The organism is Streptomyces sp. NPDC048277 (genome assembly GCF_040652235.1).
GTDB lineage: Bacteria > Actinomycetota > Actinomycetes > Streptomycetales > Streptomycetaceae > Streptomyces.
In genome coordinates this window covers 51,273-66,423 of the sequence record NZ_JBEZLQ010000011.1, presented here as the reverse complement: position 1 = coordinate 66,423, position 15,151 = coordinate 51,273, and the positions used below count along the sequence as shown (strand labels likewise).

The window sequence follows — 15,151 nt, the reverse complement described above, 5'->3', positions numbered from 1 at the left end:
AGGGGCGGCGGGGGCGAGGAAAACTAGGACGCGAACAACCGCACCCCCCACCCCGCATGCCACTCCGCCCCGATCTCCAGCAACGGCGCAGACCCCGCGGGCAAGGCATCCACCCCGCCCACGGCCACCCCCCGCGCCGCCTCCGCAGCCCGATCGACCACCCGATCCACCTCCGGCGCCAACCGCGCCAGCACCCCCGTCGCCTCGAACGGATCCAGACTCAGCAGGCGCACCACCGCCGTGGCCGGCCCACTCACGCACTCGTACGCCGCGCAGTAGGCCGCGTCCTCCGCGGAAAGCCCCGCCGCCCGCGCCACCACCCCCAACACCACCGGCTGATGGGCCCCCTTGGGGAACTCCCCCGCCAGGGCATCGAGTTCAGGAGAGGGCCAGGTCACCCGAGCGGCCCGCAGCAGCTGCCGTCCGAGCTTCCGGGCGGCGCCCCGGAGTGCGGGCGACGGCGTCCGCGCATCGGCCGCCGCGTCCAACTCCCGTACCTCCACGCCGAGTACGGCGGCCGCGGCGAGCGCACCCGCCATCAGCCCGGTCGTGTGCAGCCGCCCCCGGCAGAACTCCTCCAGACCTGCCACCCCGGTGATCCGCCCGGCTTTGACGGCCGCTTCGGCCCCGCCGGAGTGCGCATGCCCTCCGGCGGGAAAGCGGCCGTCGGCCAGCACCAGCAACGCTGCCCGAGACATCACGACACCCGGCTCTCAGAACAGGAAGTAACGCTGGGCCATGGGCAGTTCGTCGGCCGGAGTCGCCTCGACCAGCTCCCCGTCGATATGCACGGCGAAGCTGTCGGGGTCGACCTGGACCCTCGGACGCGCGTCGTTCTCCCGCATGTCCGCCTTGGTCACCCCGCGCGTCGACTCGATGGCGACGAACCGCTTCCCGAGCTGCAGCCGCTCCGGCAGCCCGTCCTCGATCGCGAGCGGGGCGACGAAGTTGAAGGAGTTGGCGGCCGGCGCCCGCCCGATCGCCCCGTACATGGGACGCGGCAGGATCGGCTGGGGCGTGGGGATCGACGCGTTGGCGTCGCCCATCTGCGCGTAGGCGATCTGCCCGCCCTTGATGACGAGGTGCGGCTTGACCCCGAAGAACGCCGGTTCCCACAGCACGAGGTCGGCGAGCTTGCCGGTCTCCACCGAGCCGACCTCGCGGGCCAGCCCCTGGGCGAGCGCCGGGTTGATCGTGTACTTGGCGACGTACCGCCGTACCCGGTGGTTGTCGGCGCGCCCGTCCCCCGGCAGCGCGCCCCGCCGCCGCTTCATCACATGCGCGGTCTGCCAGGTGCGCAGTATCACCTCGCCCACCCGCCCCATGGCCTGCGCGTCGGAGGAGATGATCGAGATCGCGCCCAGGTCGTGGAGCACGTCCTCGGCCCCGATGGTCGAGGGCCGGATCCGTGACTCGGCGAAGGCCAGGTCCTCCGGCACCGCCGGATTGAGGTGATGGCACACCATCAGCATGTCGAGGTGTTCCTCGGCGGTGTTGACGGTGTAGGGCCGGGTCGGATTCGTCGAACTCGGCAGTACGTGCGGCTCGGAGACGACGGTCATGATGTCCGGCGCGTGTCCGCCGCCCGCACCCTCGGTGTGGTACGCGTGGATGCCACGCCCGCCGATCGCGGCGAGCGTGTCCCCGACGAACCCGGCCTCGTTCAGCGTGTCCGTGTGGATGGCCACCTGGATGCCCGTCCGGTCCGCGACCGTCAGGGCCGCGTCGATGACGGCGGGCGTCGAGCCCCAGTCCTCGTGCAGTTTCAGGCCCAGCGCCCCGCCGCGGATCTGGGAGACCATCGCCTCGTGCGAGACCGTGTTGCCCTTGCCGAGGAAACCGATGTTGAGCGGGTACTGCTCCATCGCCTCCAGCATCCGGGCGAGATGCCACGGCCCCGGGGTCACGGTGGTGGCCTTCGAGCCCTCGGCCGGTCCCGTGCCACCGCCCACCAGTGTCGTCACGCCTGCCGACAGCGCCTCGTCGGCGATCTGGGGGCAGATGAAGTGGACATGGGCGTCGATGGCGCCGGCGGTGAGGATCCGGCCGTTGCCGGCGATGACCTCGGTCTCGGGACCGATCACCAGGTCCGGGTGCACCCCGTCCATGGTGTCGGGGTTGCCCGCCTTGCCGATGCCGGTGATCCGGCCGTCGCGGATGCCGACGTCGGCCTTGACGACGCCCCAGTGGTCGATGATCACGGCGCCGGTGACGATCGTGTCGGGGGTGCCTTCTGCGCGCGTAGCGCGCGACTGGCCCATGGACTCGCGGATGACCTTGCCGCCGCCGAACACGGCCTCGTCCCCGGCGAGTCCGGGCCCGCCGGAGCGGTCCTCCTCGATCTCGACGACCAGGTCGGTGTCGGCGAGCCGGATCCGGTCGCCGGTGGTCGGCCCGAACAGGTCGGCGTACGCGGCGCGGGAGATCTCAGGCATCGAGGGCACCTCCGGTCTCCCCGCGCAGCCCGGGCACGACACGCGCGCCGGCGAGCGGGACGAGTTCGACGTCGACGGGGATGCCGGGCTCGAAGCGGACGGCGGTGCCGGCGGCGACGTTCAGCCGCTTGCCGCGCGCCGCGTCCCGGTCGAACTCCAGTCCGGGGTTGGCCTCGGCGAAGTGGTAGTGGGAGCCGACCTGGACGGGCCGGTCGGCGGCGTTGAGGACGGTCATCCGGGTGACCTCGCGGCCCTCGTTGTACACGATGGGCCCGTCGGCGAAGAGAATCTCTCCGGGAATCATCGGCGGCCCCCTCAGACGATCGGGTCGTGGACGGTGACGAGTTTGGTGCCGTCCGGGAAGGTCGCCTCGACCTGGACGTCGTGGATCATCTCGGGGATGCCCTCCATGACGTCGTCCCTGGTGAGCAGTTTGCGCCCGGAGGCCATGAGCTCGGCGACGGTACGGCCGTCACGTGCGCCCTCGAGGATGTGCGACGTGATGAGGGCGACCGCCTCGGGGTGGTTCAGCCGGAGCCCGCGGGCCCGGCGCTTCTCGGCCACATCGGCCGCGACATGGATCAGCAGCCTCTCTTGCTCGTGCGGGGTCAGTTGCACGTCCCACCTCACAGTCCTCGCTCCGGACCGTGCGGGGCCCGGTTGCCGCAGCCACCCGTCCGGACACAAAACCGCTGGTGGCGTGGATGGGCAGGCTAGTTCGCCGGAGTTTCAACGACGTTAACCGGACCGAGGTCGCCGCACGGCCCGCGGGACCGGCCCTCAGCGCACCGCGCGCACCACCAGCGCGGCCAGCTGCCGGCCCGCCTCCTCGTCCAGGGGCGCGTGGTCGAGCAGCAGGCGGTACCAGAGCACCCCGTAGACGACGTCGATGACGAGCTCGGGGTCCACGTCGGCGGCGATCTCGCCGCGCGCGCCCGCCCGGTCGAGGATGCCGCGCAGCGCGGCACGGCGGCTGAACAGGAACCGGTCCCGGAACTGCACCGCGAAGGCCGGATCGAGCAGGGCCTGGGCCATCATCCCGACCAGGACCGGCCGTTGGCCCCGCTGCCGGATGCTCTCGCCCAGGAATGCCACGAGGTCGGCGGGCAGTGAGCCCTGGTCCGGGACGGCGATCCGGGTCTCCGCCATGTCGAGCATCGCGTCGAGCACGACATCGGCCTTGGACGGCCACCAGCGGTAGATGGTCTGTTTGCCCACGCCCGCGCGGGCGGCGATGCCCTCGATGGTCAACGCGGCATAGCCGTGCTCGTGCAGGCCGTCCATGGCCGCCGCGAGGATCGCGCGCCGCGACTCCTCGCTGCGCGGCCTGCCCGGTCGTCGTTCACCTGTCATGACAGTCACTTTACAAGACGCCGCGTCTCGGTACTCTACTAACGAGACGCAGCGTTCCGAAAAAGGGGTAGAGCAATGCGCGTTGTGATCATGGGCGGGACCTCCGGCATCGGCCTGGCCACCGCACGGCGGCTGGCGGCCGACGGCGCCGAGGTGATCGTCACCGGTCGCGATCCGGAGAAACTGGCCGCCGCCAAGGAGGTGGTGACGGCGGCGGACCAGGTGGACGGCACCTCCGAGGAGGCGGTCTCGGCGTTCTTCGACCGGATCGGGACCTTCGACCATCTGGTACTGGCGTTCAGCCCGGGCGCCGTGGGCCTCGGCCCGGTCGCCGGCGTCGGGCTCGCGGACGTCAGGGCGGCGTTCGACGGGAAGTTCTTCCCCTACCTGCTCGCGATCCGGTGGGCGGGGGTGACCGGCTCGATCACGCTGATCTCGGCCGCCACGGCGCGGTCGGCACTGGCCGGGACGGTGACCCTCGCGGCGGTCAACGGCGCCATCGAGCGGATCGTGTCCCCATTGGCGGCCGAGCTCGCGCCCGTACGGGTGAATGCCGTGTCGCCGGGCGCCGTCGACACGCCCTGGTGGGACTTCCTGCCCGAGGAGCAGCGGCAGGCGCAGTTCGCCGCGGCGGCGGACACCGTGCCCGCCAGACGGGTGGGGCGCCCCGAGGATGTCGCCGCCGCCGTCCGCTATCTCGTGGACGCCACCTATGTGACCGGCTCGATCCTGCCCGTCGACGGAGGCTTCACCGTGGCCTGACGCCCCGCGTCACACCCCACGACACCCGATCGGCCCTCCCCCGGACGCTCCGGAGGAGGGCCGATGGCGTGTCGGCGGTCAGGAGCCCGCGGCTCCCCGGTGCTCCGCCGCGATGCCGAAGCGGCCGCGCTCCGGACGCACGGCGGCGGTCTCGCGCACGGTGGAGACCGAGCTGACCACCTGGTCCTCGGCGGGCTCCGAGAGCTCTTCGAGGCGCTCGAGGTCGGCGGCGGAGACAAGGGCGACCAGGGGCTTGCCGTGGCGCGTCACGACGACGCGCTCACCGCCGTACACCACCCGGTTGATCAGTTCGGCGAGCTCAGCCCTGGCTTGCGTCACCGGAATCTCGTAGGCCATGAATCCAGCTTACGGGGCACCTCGGACAACACCTCTTGTTCGGCGACAGCGGAACCCCCATCCAAGGCTCTGTACGTCCTGTACATTTTTCACAGAGAGCCCGGCCGCCGAGACGCCTCGGCCGTGAGGAGGGGTACGTCATGACCCGACCGTCCGCCCGCTATGTCCTGCCCGAGTTCACGGAACGCACCAGTTCCGGGCAGCGCACCCTGGATCCGTACTCGAAGCTGCTGGAGGGGCGGATCGTCTTCCTCGGCGCACCCGTCGACGAGACCTCGGCCAACGACGTGATGGCGCAGCTCATGTACCTGGAGCACGACGCCCCGGAGCGGGACATCGCGCTGTACATCAACTCTCCGGGCGGGTCGTTCAGCGCGATGGCCGCCATCTACGACACGGTCCAGTACGTCAGCTGTGACGTGGAGACAGTCTGCCTGGGGCAGGCCGGGTCCTCGGCCGCGGTGCTGCTCGCGGCCGGCGCACCGGGCAAGCGGTCCATGCTCCCGGGGGCGCGCATCGTGCTCCAGCAGCCGTCGCTGCCGGAACCGGTACAGGGCCAGCCGAGTGATCTGGCCATCCAGGCGCAGGAGTTGGAGCGGGTCCGCGGGCTGCTCGAAGGCATGCTCGTCCGGCACACCGGGCGCACGCCGGAGCAGGTCCACCAGGATCTGGAGCGGGACCTGGTGCTGGACGCGCAGGGGGCACTGGCCTACGGCCTTGTGGACCGGATCGTGCCCAGCCGGAGGTCCGCGCTCGGTCTGCCGGACGCGGGGTGACGGGCCGATGCTGCCACCGGAGCTTCCGCCGCTGCCCGCGCTGACGCGTGCCGAGGGCGAGCTGATCGACCGTTATCTGGACGTGGTCGATCTGCTGGGCCGTATCAACCCGGCGCAGAACGAGGACACCTACCGTGGACTGCGCGCCGCGCAGGCGCTGGTGCGCGCGGCGTCCGAACTGCGCGACGCGCTCGCCCTGATGCATGGGCGGGGCGAGACGGAGCTCCACGGGGACACGCTGGCACGGGCGTTGCGGGTACTCGACGGCGAGCGCCGGACCGCTCGTGTCGCGCTCCCGCCCGACTGCGTACGGTGACGCCCTCAGCCGTCCTGGCCGCCGCGTCGACGCCGCGTCCGGGCGGGAGTTGAAACGGCCCAACGGGGTTACGTCCGTTCGGCGGAGCGTGGCGTGGTTTTACCTGACCGAAGAGGCCGCTCAGAACGCCTGCCCGAAGGTGCCCGGAAGATGCTTCGGCGCAGGTCCGGGGCTACGCACGGCAGTTGACGGAAAATCGAACAAAGGGTTGTCCACCCGAACGGGTGGGTGGTGAGTAACCCCACAAATCCCCGATTCCGTTGGGATTTTCGGACACGAGTGAGTGAAGATCCCTGTCTGACGACAAGCCCCCGCCACAGCGGCGGGGCGGTCCGGGCGGACGCCGAGTCCTGCCGCCGCCCGGATTGACCCGTCGACAGAAGTGCATCGGCAGGAGTGGAGGACCCAAGCACGACGGGTCGCCGGAACGGTCACGCCATGACCGGGTCGAGCAGCCCTTGGGGTGAAGCCGTGGCGACACGGCCGGGCAACTTCGCCAGCCCGAATCCGACAGGTCATCCTTCACAGGCGGCTGACGAAGGGAAGCGCATGACTGCGCTCAATCGTGTTCCGTCGCTCATGGCCCGGGCCGGTACGGCCTCGGCGCTGACCATCGCCGCCGTGGGCGGCTCGATCGTGATCCCGGGTGTCGCCTCCAACGCCTCGGCCGCCACGATGGGGACGAAGGCGCTCCAGGTCGCCGCGTCCAAGAAGGGTTCGCCCTACAGGTGGGGCGCCACCGGCCCGAACCGGTTCGACTGCTCCGGGCTGACGCTGTACTCGTTCAAGAAGGCGGGCAAGACCCTGCCGCGTACGGCGGCCCAGCAGTACAACAAGACCCGTCATATCTCGGCCGGCAACCGCAAGGCCGGTGACCTGGTCTTCTTCCACTCGGGTTCCAACGTGTACCACGTCGGCATCTACGCCGGGAAGGGAAAGATCTGGCACGCCCCGAAGACCGGGGACGTGGTGAAGCTCCAGAAGATCTGGACGAAGAGCGTCTGGTACGGCCGGGTCAGCTGACCCCCCGACAGCCGGCGGGCAGGGGCTCGGGGCTACGGCTCCTGCTGGCCGGCGGTCGCCACGGGCTCGGCCGGGACCGTCCAGGGCAGGTCGATGGAGACGGTCTTGCCGCCCTCCCGGGTGGGGCGCACCCGGAGCTTGCCGCCGCACTCGGCGGTGAGCCAGCGGATGATGACCATGCCGCGCCCGTTGTCCTGCTGGACTGCGGCGGGAAGTCTCTTGGGGAAGCGCGGATGGCTGTCCGTGACGCCGATGCGCAGATGTTCGTCACGGTGCAGGACGATGTCCACCGTGAAGGTGGGTGACTGCCCGAAGGTGTGCTGTACGGCGTTGGTGGCGAGTTCGGAGACGATGAGGCGGATGGTGTCCGCGGCCTCCGTCTCCGGTGGCAGTCCCCATTCCGCGAGGGTGCTCAGCACATAGGAGCGGGCCGTGGAGACCGAGGCGGGATCGCTCGGCAGAGTGACGGATGCTTCCAGATGGTCTGCCATGGCGAGGTCGTCCCTTTCCTCGGGACCGGAGTCCGACACGGTGCGGAAGGTTCGAGTACGGTCCCGGACTGGTGCTTCTTCGCCAGACTGCCATTACCGGGCCGGTCACGGGGAGCGATCCACCAAGATATGCATATATCTGTCGCTCGAAGCGGTGAACTCTGCTACCCCAGACCGTATTTGGGCGGCTCGTAAGGAGTAAGGAGTAGCCCATGCAGAACGGTCCCGCGGTACGCCGCCGGAAACTGGGCGCCGAACTGCGCATGCTGCGCACCGGTGCGGGTCTCACGAGCGGCGAGGCCGCCCGTCTGGTGGGCTGGCATCAGTCGAAGGTGAGCCGGATCGAGACCGGCGCCAGCGGTGTGAAACCGGCCGATGTGCGGTTACTCCTCGACGCCTATGGCGTGGTCGAAGGACAACTTCGGGAGTTGCTGCTGGTGTTGGCGGGGTCAGAGGATACCGCCGGCCGGCACCACTGGTGGCACGCCTATCGCGGCGTACTGCCGCCGGCCTACCGTGATTTCATCAGTCTGGAGTCGCAGGCCAGCGCGATGCGCACGCTGGAGACCTCGGTCGTACCGGGCCTGCTGCAGACCCCCGAATACGCGCGTGCCGTGACCCGGGTGGCGGCGGACGGGCTGGACGACGAGGCGCTGGACGCCCTGGTGGAAGTACGTCTGGCCAGGCAGGACGTGCTGCGCAACGAGCCGCCGCTGGAACTGAGCGCGGTCCTCGACGAGGCGGTGCTGCGCCGGGAGGTCGGCGGCCCCGGGGTGATGGCGCGGCAGCTGAAACGGCTGATGGAGGCGGCGCAACTGCCCCAAGTACGGCTCCAGGTGCTGCCGTTCGCGGCCGGAGCGCATGTCGGCATCACCGGGCCTTTCGTAATCTTCTCATTTCCGAGCACTTCTGATCTGAATGTGGTTGTTCTCGACCAGTTGACGAGTAGCCTCTACCTCGAACGGAAAGAAGACCTCCAGGCGTATGCGGAGGCCTTCAACACCCTTCAGATCCACGCCCTTTCGCCCGAGGACTCGTTGGATTACATCGCCGGGATAGGTGACGGCGCGTAAGGAGGCACCATGACTGCACTGCCTCGGAACGTACCTTCAAGTGCTGATCTGCACGGATTGCGGTGGCTGCGCAGCAGCTACAGCACCGGAGCGAACAACTGCGTGGAGACGGCACGGCCGCACTCCGGCCCACCGGCCGGGCTGCTCGCCGTGCGCGACTCCAAGAACCCGGCCGGACCCGCGCTGCTCTTCTCCCCCGAGAGCTGGGCGGGTTTCATGGCCACGCTCACCCGCTGATCAGCTGACGACCGACTCCGTATCCGCATATGGGCAAGGCCCGGCCGTGTCACGCCGACTCATGGTCGTGTCTCGTCGATCACACGTACAGCGCGTTCGATCTCGGCCCCGGAGAGGTCGGCACGGGCGGTCAGCCTGAGCCGTGAGATGCCGTCCGGCACGGAAGGCGGACGGAAGCAGCCCACGGCCAGGCCTGCCGTCCGGCAGTCGGCCGCCCACTGCACGGCCTCCTCCGGGGACGGTGCCCGCACGGAGACCACCGCGGCGTCCGGTCGTACCGCTTCCAGACCCGCGGCGGTCAGCCGTGTGTGCAGGTCGGCGGCCACCTCGCGGGCCCGGGCAGCGCGCCCGGGCTCGCGTCGCAGCAGCCGCAGGGCCGCGAGGGCCGCCCCCGCCGCGGCGGGGGCGAGCCCCGTGTCGAAGATGAAGGTCCGCGCCGCGTTCACCAGGTGGTCGATCACCCGGGCCGGGCCCATGACCACACCGCCCTGGCTGCCCAGCGACTTGGACAGGGTCGCGGTGACGACCACGTCGTCGGCCCCGGCCAGCCCGGCCGCGTACGGCGCGCCCTGCCCGCCGTCCCCGAGGACCCCGAGCCCGTGGGCGTCGTCGACGAGCAGCCCGGCGCCGCGCTCCCGGCACGCCTCGGCCAGTGCGGCCAGCGGTGCCGCGTCGCCGTCGACCGAGAACACCGTGTCGGAGACGACGACCGCGCCTCCCTCGTGGGTGCCGAGCGCCTTGCGCACGGCGTCCGGATCGGCGTGCGCCACGACCTGGGTGGCGGCCCGGGCCAGCCGGCAGCCGTCGATCAGGGAGGCGTGGTTGAGGGCGTCGGAGACGATCAGGGCGCCGTGCGGGCCGAGCGTGGTGACGGCGGCGAGGTTGGCGGCGTAGCCGGAGGAGAAGACCAGGGCCGCCTCGAACCCGCAGAATTCGGCCAGCTCGCGCTCCAGCTCGGTGTGGAGCTCCGTGGTGCCGGTCACCAGCCGGGAGCCGGTGGAGCCGCCGCCCCAGGTCCGGGCCGCCGCCGCCGCGCCCTCGGCGACCTCCGGGTGGTGGGCGAGGCCCAGGTAGTCGTTGCTCGCCATGTCCAGGAGCGGCGAGTCGGCGGGGCGGGGGCGCAGGGTCCGTACCAGTCCGGCGCGGCGGCGCAGTTCCGCCTGTTCGTCGATCCAGCCGAACGCCATGGCTCCTCCGGTGAATTTGTAGGCAGTGGACAGACCCTAGCGGGACGACCAGGCACCCAGTGTGTGGCAATACCCACACCCGGTTTTACGCCTTCACAGATACCTGCGGGTCAGATGCGGCTTCAGCGGAACCACAAGAGATCGTCTCTCACAACCTCTGGAATCTCCTCCCGGACGGGCGAAGGTGACGGCCGCCGCGGGCGGCGCGCTCAGCACGATCGGGAACGTCGGGAGGGCTCTGAACCACCTCGACGGGCAGACCGCGACCACGTATGCGGTCACGCGGTATCGGAATTCCGGGAACCCGAACGCGCCGTCCGGGACCTACCTGGGGTCGACGGCCGGCCGGTCGGCGAACGATGGTCTCCTGCGCCGGGCGAGCGGTGGCCCGGCGCAGCACTTCGACCAGGGCGGCTACATCCAGGGCCCGGGCACTGGCACCCCGGACAGCATCTACACAAAGGTTCGCGTCGGGCGCTGGGTGCGGTTCGTGATGTGGGACCCGGACGGGAAGTTCCCGCTCTGCTTGACGCCGTCCTGGCCGATGTGGGGATCGAGATCGTGCTCAGCGGGATTCGGATGCCCCGCATGAACGCGATCATGGAACAGTGGGTACAGACCTGCCGTCGCGAACTGCTGGACCGGACCTTGATCTGGAACCAGCGCCATCTCCTCCACGCCCGGGAGTTCGAAGACTTCTACAACGGACACCGGCCGCATCAGGGCATCGCGGGCGCCCGGCCGCGCACTCCTCACCCGCGCCAATCACGGATCCGAACGAGACAGCTCGCCTTGATGTACGCAGACGAGACCGCCTTGGCGGCATCCTCCACGAGTACGGACATGCGGCATGACCTGTACGGACGGGGATTCAGCAAAGCAACCCCTACTTGACATGATGATGTAGTCATGGTGTCATCGAGTCATGTTGTACAACACTCCGGCGCTGGAGATCGACGACCACCGCGTCCTGGCGGAGATCGAGGAGATGCGGCACAAACTCCGGCATCAGCTGCGTGCGCAGCCACGGTGGTCGGGGCAGCTGCGGCGAAACCTGACGGCGCGGGCGATCGCCGGCTCGAACACGATCGAGGGCTACGCCGCGACCGTCGACGATGTCGAGGCGCTGATGGCCGGCGAGGAACCGCTGGAGACCGCAGACCGTACCCGGGTGGAGCTGGAGGGCTACCAGCGTGCGATGACCTACATCCAGGCCCTGGCGGATGCCGGGCCGGAGTTCCGGTACGACGCGGGCCTGCTCGGCGGACTGCACTTCATGCTCCAGGGACACCACCTGGACAAGCGCCCAGGCCGCTGGCGGGACGGGCCGGTGTATGTCACCAGCCCCGACGACCCGCTCGTACCCGCCTACACCGCCCCCGACAGCGAACACGTCCCGGGGCTGATGACGGAGCTGATCGACTGGCTCAACGACGGCGACCTGGACGCGCCCGTGCACGTGCGCGCATCGATGGCGCATCTGAACCTGGTCAACGTCCACCCGTGGAAGGACGGAAACGGGCGCATGTCCCGCGCCCTGTCCACGCTGGTGTTCGCCCGGGAGGCCGAGCAGATGCTGCCGCCGGAGTTCTCCAGCATCGAGGAGTGGCTGGGCCGCGGTCAGAACACCTACGCCTACTATCAAGTCCTCCAGCAGGTCGGTGGCCCGAACTGGAGTCCCGAACGCGACACGCATCCGTGGATCCGGTTCTGTCTCGGCGCCCACCACCGCCAGGCCCAGCAGGCCCAGCGCCGCACCGACCTGCTCGCCCGTGCCTGGGTCCACCTGGGCGAGGCCACCGCCGCCGACGGCCTGGACGAACGCGTTGTCCACGCCCTGCTTCCCGCCTTCTGGGGCTCAAAGGTCCGCCGCACCGTCTACCAGCAGGACGCCGACCTTTCCGACCAGCAGGCCATCCGCGACATCCGCGATCTGGTTCGCATCGGCTGGCTGGCCCCACACGGCAAGGCCCGCGCCCGTCACTACGGCCCTGGTCCGCGCCTGGACGCCGCCCAACAGGAGGTCCACCAGTCCTTGGAGCCGTTCGCCGACCCCTACCGGCGCAGCTGATCGCCGGTTTGCGCGACCGGTTCGCCGACGCAGCGGGTACGACCACCGTCCTGGACCAGGTTCCCGACCGCAGATCACGCTGTCGCGCCGCCCACTGGGCGCTGCTCCCCACACCGTTGCGCCTGCCCATGGCCTCGCCGCCTGCGCTGCGTCTGATCGCCTTGATCCTGTCCGCGCACAGCACCGACCGCGCTGTGTGCAGCATCGGCATGGATGTGCTCACCCGCATGGGCAGATACTCCTGGGAACAAACAACCGAGTTGCCCGACCGGCTGGCCGCCCTGCGGGCGCCGACAGCATGGTGCCCCAACCGGGAGACAGACGAGGTGTTGTGGCAGTCGCGCCAGCCTCACACGGAGCCGGGCCCCCTCACATGGCCTCCGCGGCTGCCCTATCGATAAGGCGCTCTCGTGCCGAGACGATGTCCATCCGAGAGCACATGACGCTGCGCACCGTCACAGCGGAAACAGGGCTTCCCACCCGCAGGACGACGTCCAGGCGCCACAGGGCGGCGATCTGGTTCTCGGCCAGGGCCTTGGTGCGGTCCGGTGGTGCCGACCGCCGCTCGATGCCGATCGTCGGGTCACCGCTGATCCAGCCCTGGCGCCGCCACCAGCCGATCGCCTTGCGGGCGATGGACAGTTCACGGTTGACGGTGTCGGCGTCCATCTCGTCGGCCCGCGCCGCCGCCAGTTCGGCCACCGCCTCCGGCAGCGCCGGGTCGTCGATCGCGGTGACGGGGAAGACTGGCGGCTTCGCGCCTCGACGGGCGGGCCCGGTCGGCGCCGGTTCACCGGCGAGCACCCATCCCCACGTCGTCAGCGAGATCCGGTAGATCCGCGTGGAGGACTTCGCGATGCCCGCGCCGGTGAGGTACCGCTCGACCGCTGCGGTGTACGACGCGGGCGGGGTAGACAGCGGCACGACCCGGGCGCGCGGCACCCGAAGCGCGTCCCCGCTCCCGAGTTCGGTCACCGGTTCGATCGCCACGCCCGCCACGCCCTTCCGGCACTGCCGCAGTAAATCCGGCATTTACCGCGACAGGCGGCCCGCCGCATGAGATCCGCGCGCCGGATCCTGGTCTGGCTGATGACCAACGAGGCCCCTGCGCAGCACGGTTGAGACGTCGGACATCCCGCGATCAACCAGCTCGGTGGCCTTGCCCTTGCCCGTTGCGCGGCGTGGACCGTCGCCCGACCGGGTGGCCGGCTCGAAGAAACTCACCTATCACACCGTGAACCGGTCAGAGGCGGGACACGTTGACAGAGATGCATCCCCTGCCCGAAGAGCCGAAGGCAAGGGCAGAAACTCTCAACGAGCAGCGCAACGACAGAAGCGCTATTTAATGAACGATCGCACAGGAGCATAAAATGCCACGGAATGGAAACCCTGAACGGCCATGGGTTGATAATAGCGGGCAGGAATGGTCGGCCGATGACATCGCAAGGTCAATTAGGGGACATTTTGGGCACATGGACAATCATGGCTTTTCTCGCGGATCCATCGATCGCAGGGATAACGCCCGGTTCACGCCGCAAGATGCAACCGAGTACTGCTGGGGAAAGAATTTCCCGATCGGGCAATACGTGCACGAGTTGTCGGCAGGTGTGGGCGAGAATGATCTGTCCCGTCCAGAGCAGGACGCCCTGTGGCGAGCTGAACTGCGTTTCGCTCAGGATGCCTATGCCATGTATCTGTACGATCCCAGCGGGCGGCCCGGCCCCGAGGGGGCACCACAGTACTTCAACTTCGACACGAACGAGGTCTTCCTGGTCGACGCGTTTGGCAATGATGCCGAATGGCCCGAAACACCGCCCCTGCCTGGATATCCAGCTGACCCAGCCGCTGACAACGACCAACTCCCGGCGTATTTCTACGACCGTGGGCAGGACCTGCAATCTCATACACCATGGCAAGCTCCCGACCTGCCGCCCGCATATACCCCGCCGCAACAGCCAGCACCCGCTCAACCCGTAAACGCTGGCTATTATGCCCCCCCTGTACCGGAACAGTCCGGGCGTCGCCGGTCAGCACGAATTCAGGCCCGCGATGCTGCCGAGCAGAGCGCGCGCCGCCGCGGCAATCAGGGCGGGCGGCAGTCACGATAGTGCAGCGCCGCGTGGATCGCGGGGATCTGCGTCTCGCTGTCAGCAGAGGGCGAGGGCAGGGCTGTTGCAAGGTCGGCCGACAGGATGCACTCACCCCTGGGTAACGTGTGTTCGGGTTCGCTATCGCTGCTGGTCTCGGCATCCTGAGCGCTTTGAGTGACCCGGCAGCAGGCCCGCCCGGCACCAGGACACCCTGCTCACGTTCGCGGCACGCGGCGAGATCAGCGAGAGCACCCTTCCGGTGCTGCGCGCCGTCACCCGGGACGCCGACACGGTGGCGACCATGGTCGCCGAGCAGCACGCGGCCCGGCGCGAGTACGACGTCATCCGGCCCCTGCTGCATGCGCGGGTGTCCGTCCCGTCCGGTGACCTCCGCTGGCACCCTGCCGTTGTCCCTGGTCCCCGACAAACTGCTGACGTCTCGCGCTCGCCGCTCCGCTCTCCCACCCGCGGACCGGGACGTCCATGAGGCCTTCCGTCGCCGTCTGGACGAACGGCTCCACAGCACGGATACGCAACAGGCACCGTCGCACGCCGAGCCCAGGCGCCCGTCGGCGCCCACAGCACGGTCAAGGTCCACGACAGTCCGCCGGACACCGGGCGCGCAGACTCCCCCCGCCCAACGGGCCGCCGAACAGCCGCCGCATCTGCGGCATCAGCCCGGGCCCGACCACGGCAAAGGACAGGGCCCCAAAGCCTGACCGCGCCTCCGGCGGAACACCGCTGAACCCTATGGCCTGGAGCGCCCCTGCTGGGCGCACCACGAAAAGGCGGTCCCCCTCGGGGACCGCCTTCGTCGTCGGTGAGGCCTTGGGGACGCCACCGTTTCGGGGGACCGTTGGCGCGTTCCGGGCTCGGTTGTCAGTGGGCGTCAGTACGTCGTTCCCGCACGGCCACGCACAGGCCCAAGCCAGCCTCTAGCCCATGGCTGGGGCGTTCTGAGGCGAAGGTGCCAGGACCGG

The 15,151-nt window shown here is 69.6% G+C and carries 17 protein-coding genes, 1 pseudogene and 1 riboswitch; of the genes and pseudogenes, 9 read left to right on the top strand and 9 right to left on the bottom strand.

From position 1 onward, the window contains the following. Positions 1 to 23: 23 nt before the first annotated feature. The 5 genes from AB0D85_RS23930 to AB0D85_RS23910 all read right to left on the bottom strand — a co-directional run bounded on the left by AB0D85_RS23930 (position 24) and on the right by AB0D85_RS23910 (position 3,788). Entirely contained in the window at positions 24 to 698 is a 675-nt protein-coding gene (locus AB0D85_RS23930; RefSeq protein ID WP_362323496.1) for an urease accessory UreF family protein, read from the bottom strand. A 15-nt stretch (positions 699 to 713) separates the two neighbouring features. Continuing rightward, the gene (locus AB0D85_RS23925) at positions 714 to 2,435 is read right to left on the bottom strand and encodes an urease subunit alpha (RefSeq protein WP_362323494.1); all 1,722 of its coding nucleotides are present in this window, start codon (positions 2,433 to 2,435) and stop codon (positions 714 to 716) included. Then, on the bottom strand, positions 2,428 to 2,739 hold the full coding sequence (locus AB0D85_RS23920) for an urease subunit beta (protein WP_362323491.1): 312 nt from the start codon (positions 2,737 to 2,739) through the stop codon (positions 2,428 to 2,430). Before AB0D85_RS23920 ends, AB0D85_RS23925 begins: the two co-directional genes overlap by 8 nt. A gap of 11 nt (positions 2,740 to 2,750) precedes the next feature. Next, entirely contained in the window at positions 2,751 to 3,053 is a 303-nt protein-coding gene (locus AB0D85_RS23915; protein ID WP_037782101.1) for an urease subunit gamma, read from the bottom strand. Positions 3,054 to 3,215: 162 nt separating this feature from the next. Further along, the gene (locus tag AB0D85_RS23910) at positions 3,216 to 3,788 is read right to left on the bottom strand and encodes a TetR/AcrR family transcriptional regulator (RefSeq protein WP_362323486.1); all 573 of its coding nucleotides are present in this window, start codon (positions 3,786 to 3,788) and stop codon (positions 3,216 to 3,218) included. A gap of 75 nt (positions 3,789 to 3,863) precedes the next feature. On the opposite strand from AB0D85_RS23910, the gene AB0D85_RS23905 reads away from it, so the two are divergent. Then, the gene (locus AB0D85_RS23905; protein WP_362323483.1) at positions 3,864 to 4,550 is read left to right on the top strand and encodes an SDR family oxidoreductase; all 687 of its coding nucleotides are present in this window, start codon (positions 3,864 to 3,866) and stop codon (positions 4,548 to 4,550) included. 78 nt (positions 4,551 to 4,628) lie between these two features. On the opposite strand, the gene AB0D85_RS23900 is transcribed toward AB0D85_RS23905, so the two are convergent. Further along, positions 4,629 to 4,907 carry a type II toxin-antitoxin system Phd/YefM family antitoxin gene (locus AB0D85_RS23900; protein ID WP_362323480.1) on the bottom strand — a complete coding sequence of 93 codons (279 nt, stop codon included), beginning with the start codon at positions 4,905 to 4,907 and terminating at the stop codon, positions 4,629 to 4,631. A gap of 140 nt (positions 4,908 to 5,047) precedes the next feature. On the opposite strand from AB0D85_RS23900, the gene AB0D85_RS23895 reads away from it, so the two are divergent. The 3 genes from AB0D85_RS23895 to AB0D85_RS23885 all read left to right on the top strand — a co-directional run bounded on the left by AB0D85_RS23895 (position 5,048) and on the right by AB0D85_RS23885 (position 7,022). After that, positions 5,048 to 5,683, top strand: a complete 636-nt coding sequence (locus tag AB0D85_RS23895) for an ATP-dependent Clp protease proteolytic subunit (protein ID WP_362323477.1) — start codon at positions 5,048 to 5,050, stop codon at positions 5,681 to 5,683. Positions 5,684 to 5,690: 7 nt separating this feature from the next. After that, positions 5,691 to 5,999, top strand: a complete 309-nt coding sequence (locus AB0D85_RS23890; protein WP_362323474.1) for a hypothetical protein — start codon at positions 5,691 to 5,693, stop codon at positions 5,997 to 5,999. Positions 6,000 to 6,360: 361 nt separating this feature from the next. After that, a riboswitch (cyclic di-AMP (ydaO/yuaA leader) is annotated at positions 6,361 to 6,546 on the top strand. A 2-nt stretch (positions 6,547 to 6,548) separates the two neighbouring features. After that, on the top strand, positions 6,549 to 7,022 hold the full coding sequence (locus AB0D85_RS23885; RefSeq protein ID WP_362323470.1) for a C40 family peptidase: 474 nt from the start codon (positions 6,549 to 6,551) through the stop codon (positions 7,020 to 7,022). Between the two features lie 32 nt (positions 7,023 to 7,054). On the opposite strand, the gene AB0D85_RS23880 is transcribed toward AB0D85_RS23885, so the two are convergent. Further along, a complete protein-coding gene (locus AB0D85_RS23880; RefSeq protein WP_362323467.1) occupies positions 7,055 to 7,513 on the bottom strand; it encodes an ATP-binding protein in 459 nt (152 codons plus the stop codon). A gap of 212 nt (positions 7,514 to 7,725) precedes the next feature. Between AB0D85_RS23880 and AB0D85_RS23875 the strand changes: the two genes are divergently transcribed. Next, entirely contained in the window at positions 7,726 to 8,586 is an 861-nt protein-coding gene (locus tag AB0D85_RS23875; protein WP_362323463.1) for a helix-turn-helix transcriptional regulator, read from the top strand. A 9-nt stretch (positions 8,587 to 8,595) separates the two neighbouring features. Continuing rightward, on the top strand, positions 8,596 to 8,823 hold the full coding sequence (locus AB0D85_RS23870) for a DUF397 domain-containing protein (protein ID WP_362323460.1): 228 nt from the start codon (positions 8,596 to 8,598) through the stop codon (positions 8,821 to 8,823). A gap of 59 nt (positions 8,824 to 8,882) precedes the next feature. On the opposite strand, the gene AB0D85_RS23865 is transcribed toward AB0D85_RS23870, so the two are convergent. Further along, positions 8,883 to 10,010, bottom strand: coding sequence for an 8-amino-7-oxononanoate synthase (locus tag AB0D85_RS23865; RefSeq protein WP_362323457.1), 1,128 nt, complete (start codon positions 10,008 to 10,010; stop codon positions 8,883 to 8,885). Between the two features lie 484 nt (positions 10,011 to 10,494). On the opposite strand from AB0D85_RS23865, the pseudogene AB0D85_RS23860 reads away from it, so the two are divergent. Next, positions 10,495 to 10,864 (top strand): annotated as a pseudogene (locus tag AB0D85_RS23860) (integrase core domain-containing protein); the annotation flags it as partial. A gap of 71 nt (positions 10,865 to 10,935) precedes the next feature. After that, complete coding sequence (locus AB0D85_RS23855) at positions 10,936 to 12,081, top strand: Fic family protein (protein ID WP_362323454.1); 1,146 nt, start codon at positions 10,936 to 10,938, stop codon at positions 12,079 to 12,081. A gap of 369 nt (positions 12,082 to 12,450) precedes the next feature. On the opposite strand, the gene AB0D85_RS23850 is transcribed toward AB0D85_RS23855, so the two are convergent. Further along, positions 12,451 to 13,071 carry a hypothetical protein gene (locus AB0D85_RS23850; RefSeq protein ID WP_362323451.1) on the bottom strand — a complete coding sequence of 207 codons (621 nt, stop codon included), beginning with the start codon at positions 13,069 to 13,071 and terminating at the stop codon, positions 12,451 to 12,453. A gap of 482 nt (positions 13,072 to 13,553) precedes the next feature. On the opposite strand from AB0D85_RS23850, the gene AB0D85_RS23845 reads away from it, so the two are divergent. Next, entirely contained in the window at positions 13,554 to 14,189 is a 636-nt protein-coding gene (locus AB0D85_RS23845; RefSeq protein ID WP_362323448.1) for a hypothetical protein, read from the top strand. Positions 14,190 to 15,151 lie beyond the last annotated feature (962 nt).

Bases quoted from the DNA above. Each gene is read 5' to 3' on its own strand.
- AB0D85_RS23930 (WP_362323496.1), bottom strand. From the start codon at position 698: ATGTCTCGGGCAGCGTTGCTGGTGCTGGCCGACGGCCGCTTTCCCGCC.
- AB0D85_RS23925 (WP_362323494.1), bottom strand. From the start codon at position 2,435: ATGCCTGAGATCTCCCGCGCCGCGTACGCCGACCTGTTCGGGCCGACC.
- AB0D85_RS23920 (WP_362323491.1), bottom strand. From the start codon at position 2,739: ATGATTCCCGGAGAGATTCTCTTCGCCGACGGGCCCATCGTGTACAAC.
- AB0D85_RS23910 (WP_362323486.1), bottom strand. From the start codon at position 3,788: ATGACAGGTGAACGACGACCGGGCAGGCCGCGCAGCGAGGAGTCGCGG.
- AB0D85_RS23905 (WP_362323483.1), top strand. From the start codon at position 3,864: ATGCGCGTTGTGATCATGGGCGGGACCTCCGGCATCGGCCTGGCCACC.
- AB0D85_RS23900 (WP_362323480.1), bottom strand. From the start codon at position 4,907: ATGGCCTACGAGATTCCGGTGACGCAAGCCAGGGCTGAGCTCGCCGAA.
- AB0D85_RS23895 (WP_362323477.1), top strand. From the start codon at position 5,048: ATGACCCGACCGTCCGCCCGCTATGTCCTGCCCGAGTTCACGGAACGC.
- AB0D85_RS23890 (WP_362323474.1), top strand. From the start codon at position 5,691: ATGCTGCCACCGGAGCTTCCGCCGCTGCCCGCGCTGACGCGTGCCGAG.
- AB0D85_RS23885 (WP_362323470.1), top strand. From the start codon at position 6,549: ATGACTGCGCTCAATCGTGTTCCGTCGCTCATGGCCCGGGCCGGTACG.
- AB0D85_RS23880 (WP_362323467.1), bottom strand. From the start codon at position 7,513: ATGGCAGACCATCTGGAAGCATCCGTCACTCTGCCGAGCGATCCCGCC.
- AB0D85_RS23875 (WP_362323463.1), top strand. From the start codon at position 7,726: ATGCAGAACGGTCCCGCGGTACGCCGCCGGAAACTGGGCGCCGAACTG.
- AB0D85_RS23870 (WP_362323460.1), top strand. From the start codon at position 8,596: ATGACTGCACTGCCTCGGAACGTACCTTCAAGTGCTGATCTGCACGGA.
- AB0D85_RS23865 (WP_362323457.1), bottom strand. From the start codon at position 10,010: ATGGCGTTCGGCTGGATCGACGAACAGGCGGAACTGCGCCGCCGCGCC.
- AB0D85_RS23855 (WP_362323454.1), top strand. From the start codon at position 10,936: ATGTTGTACAACACTCCGGCGCTGGAGATCGACGACCACCGCGTCCTG.
- AB0D85_RS23845 (WP_362323448.1), top strand. From the start codon at position 13,554: ATGGACAATCATGGCTTTTCTCGCGGATCCATCGATCGCAGGGATAAC.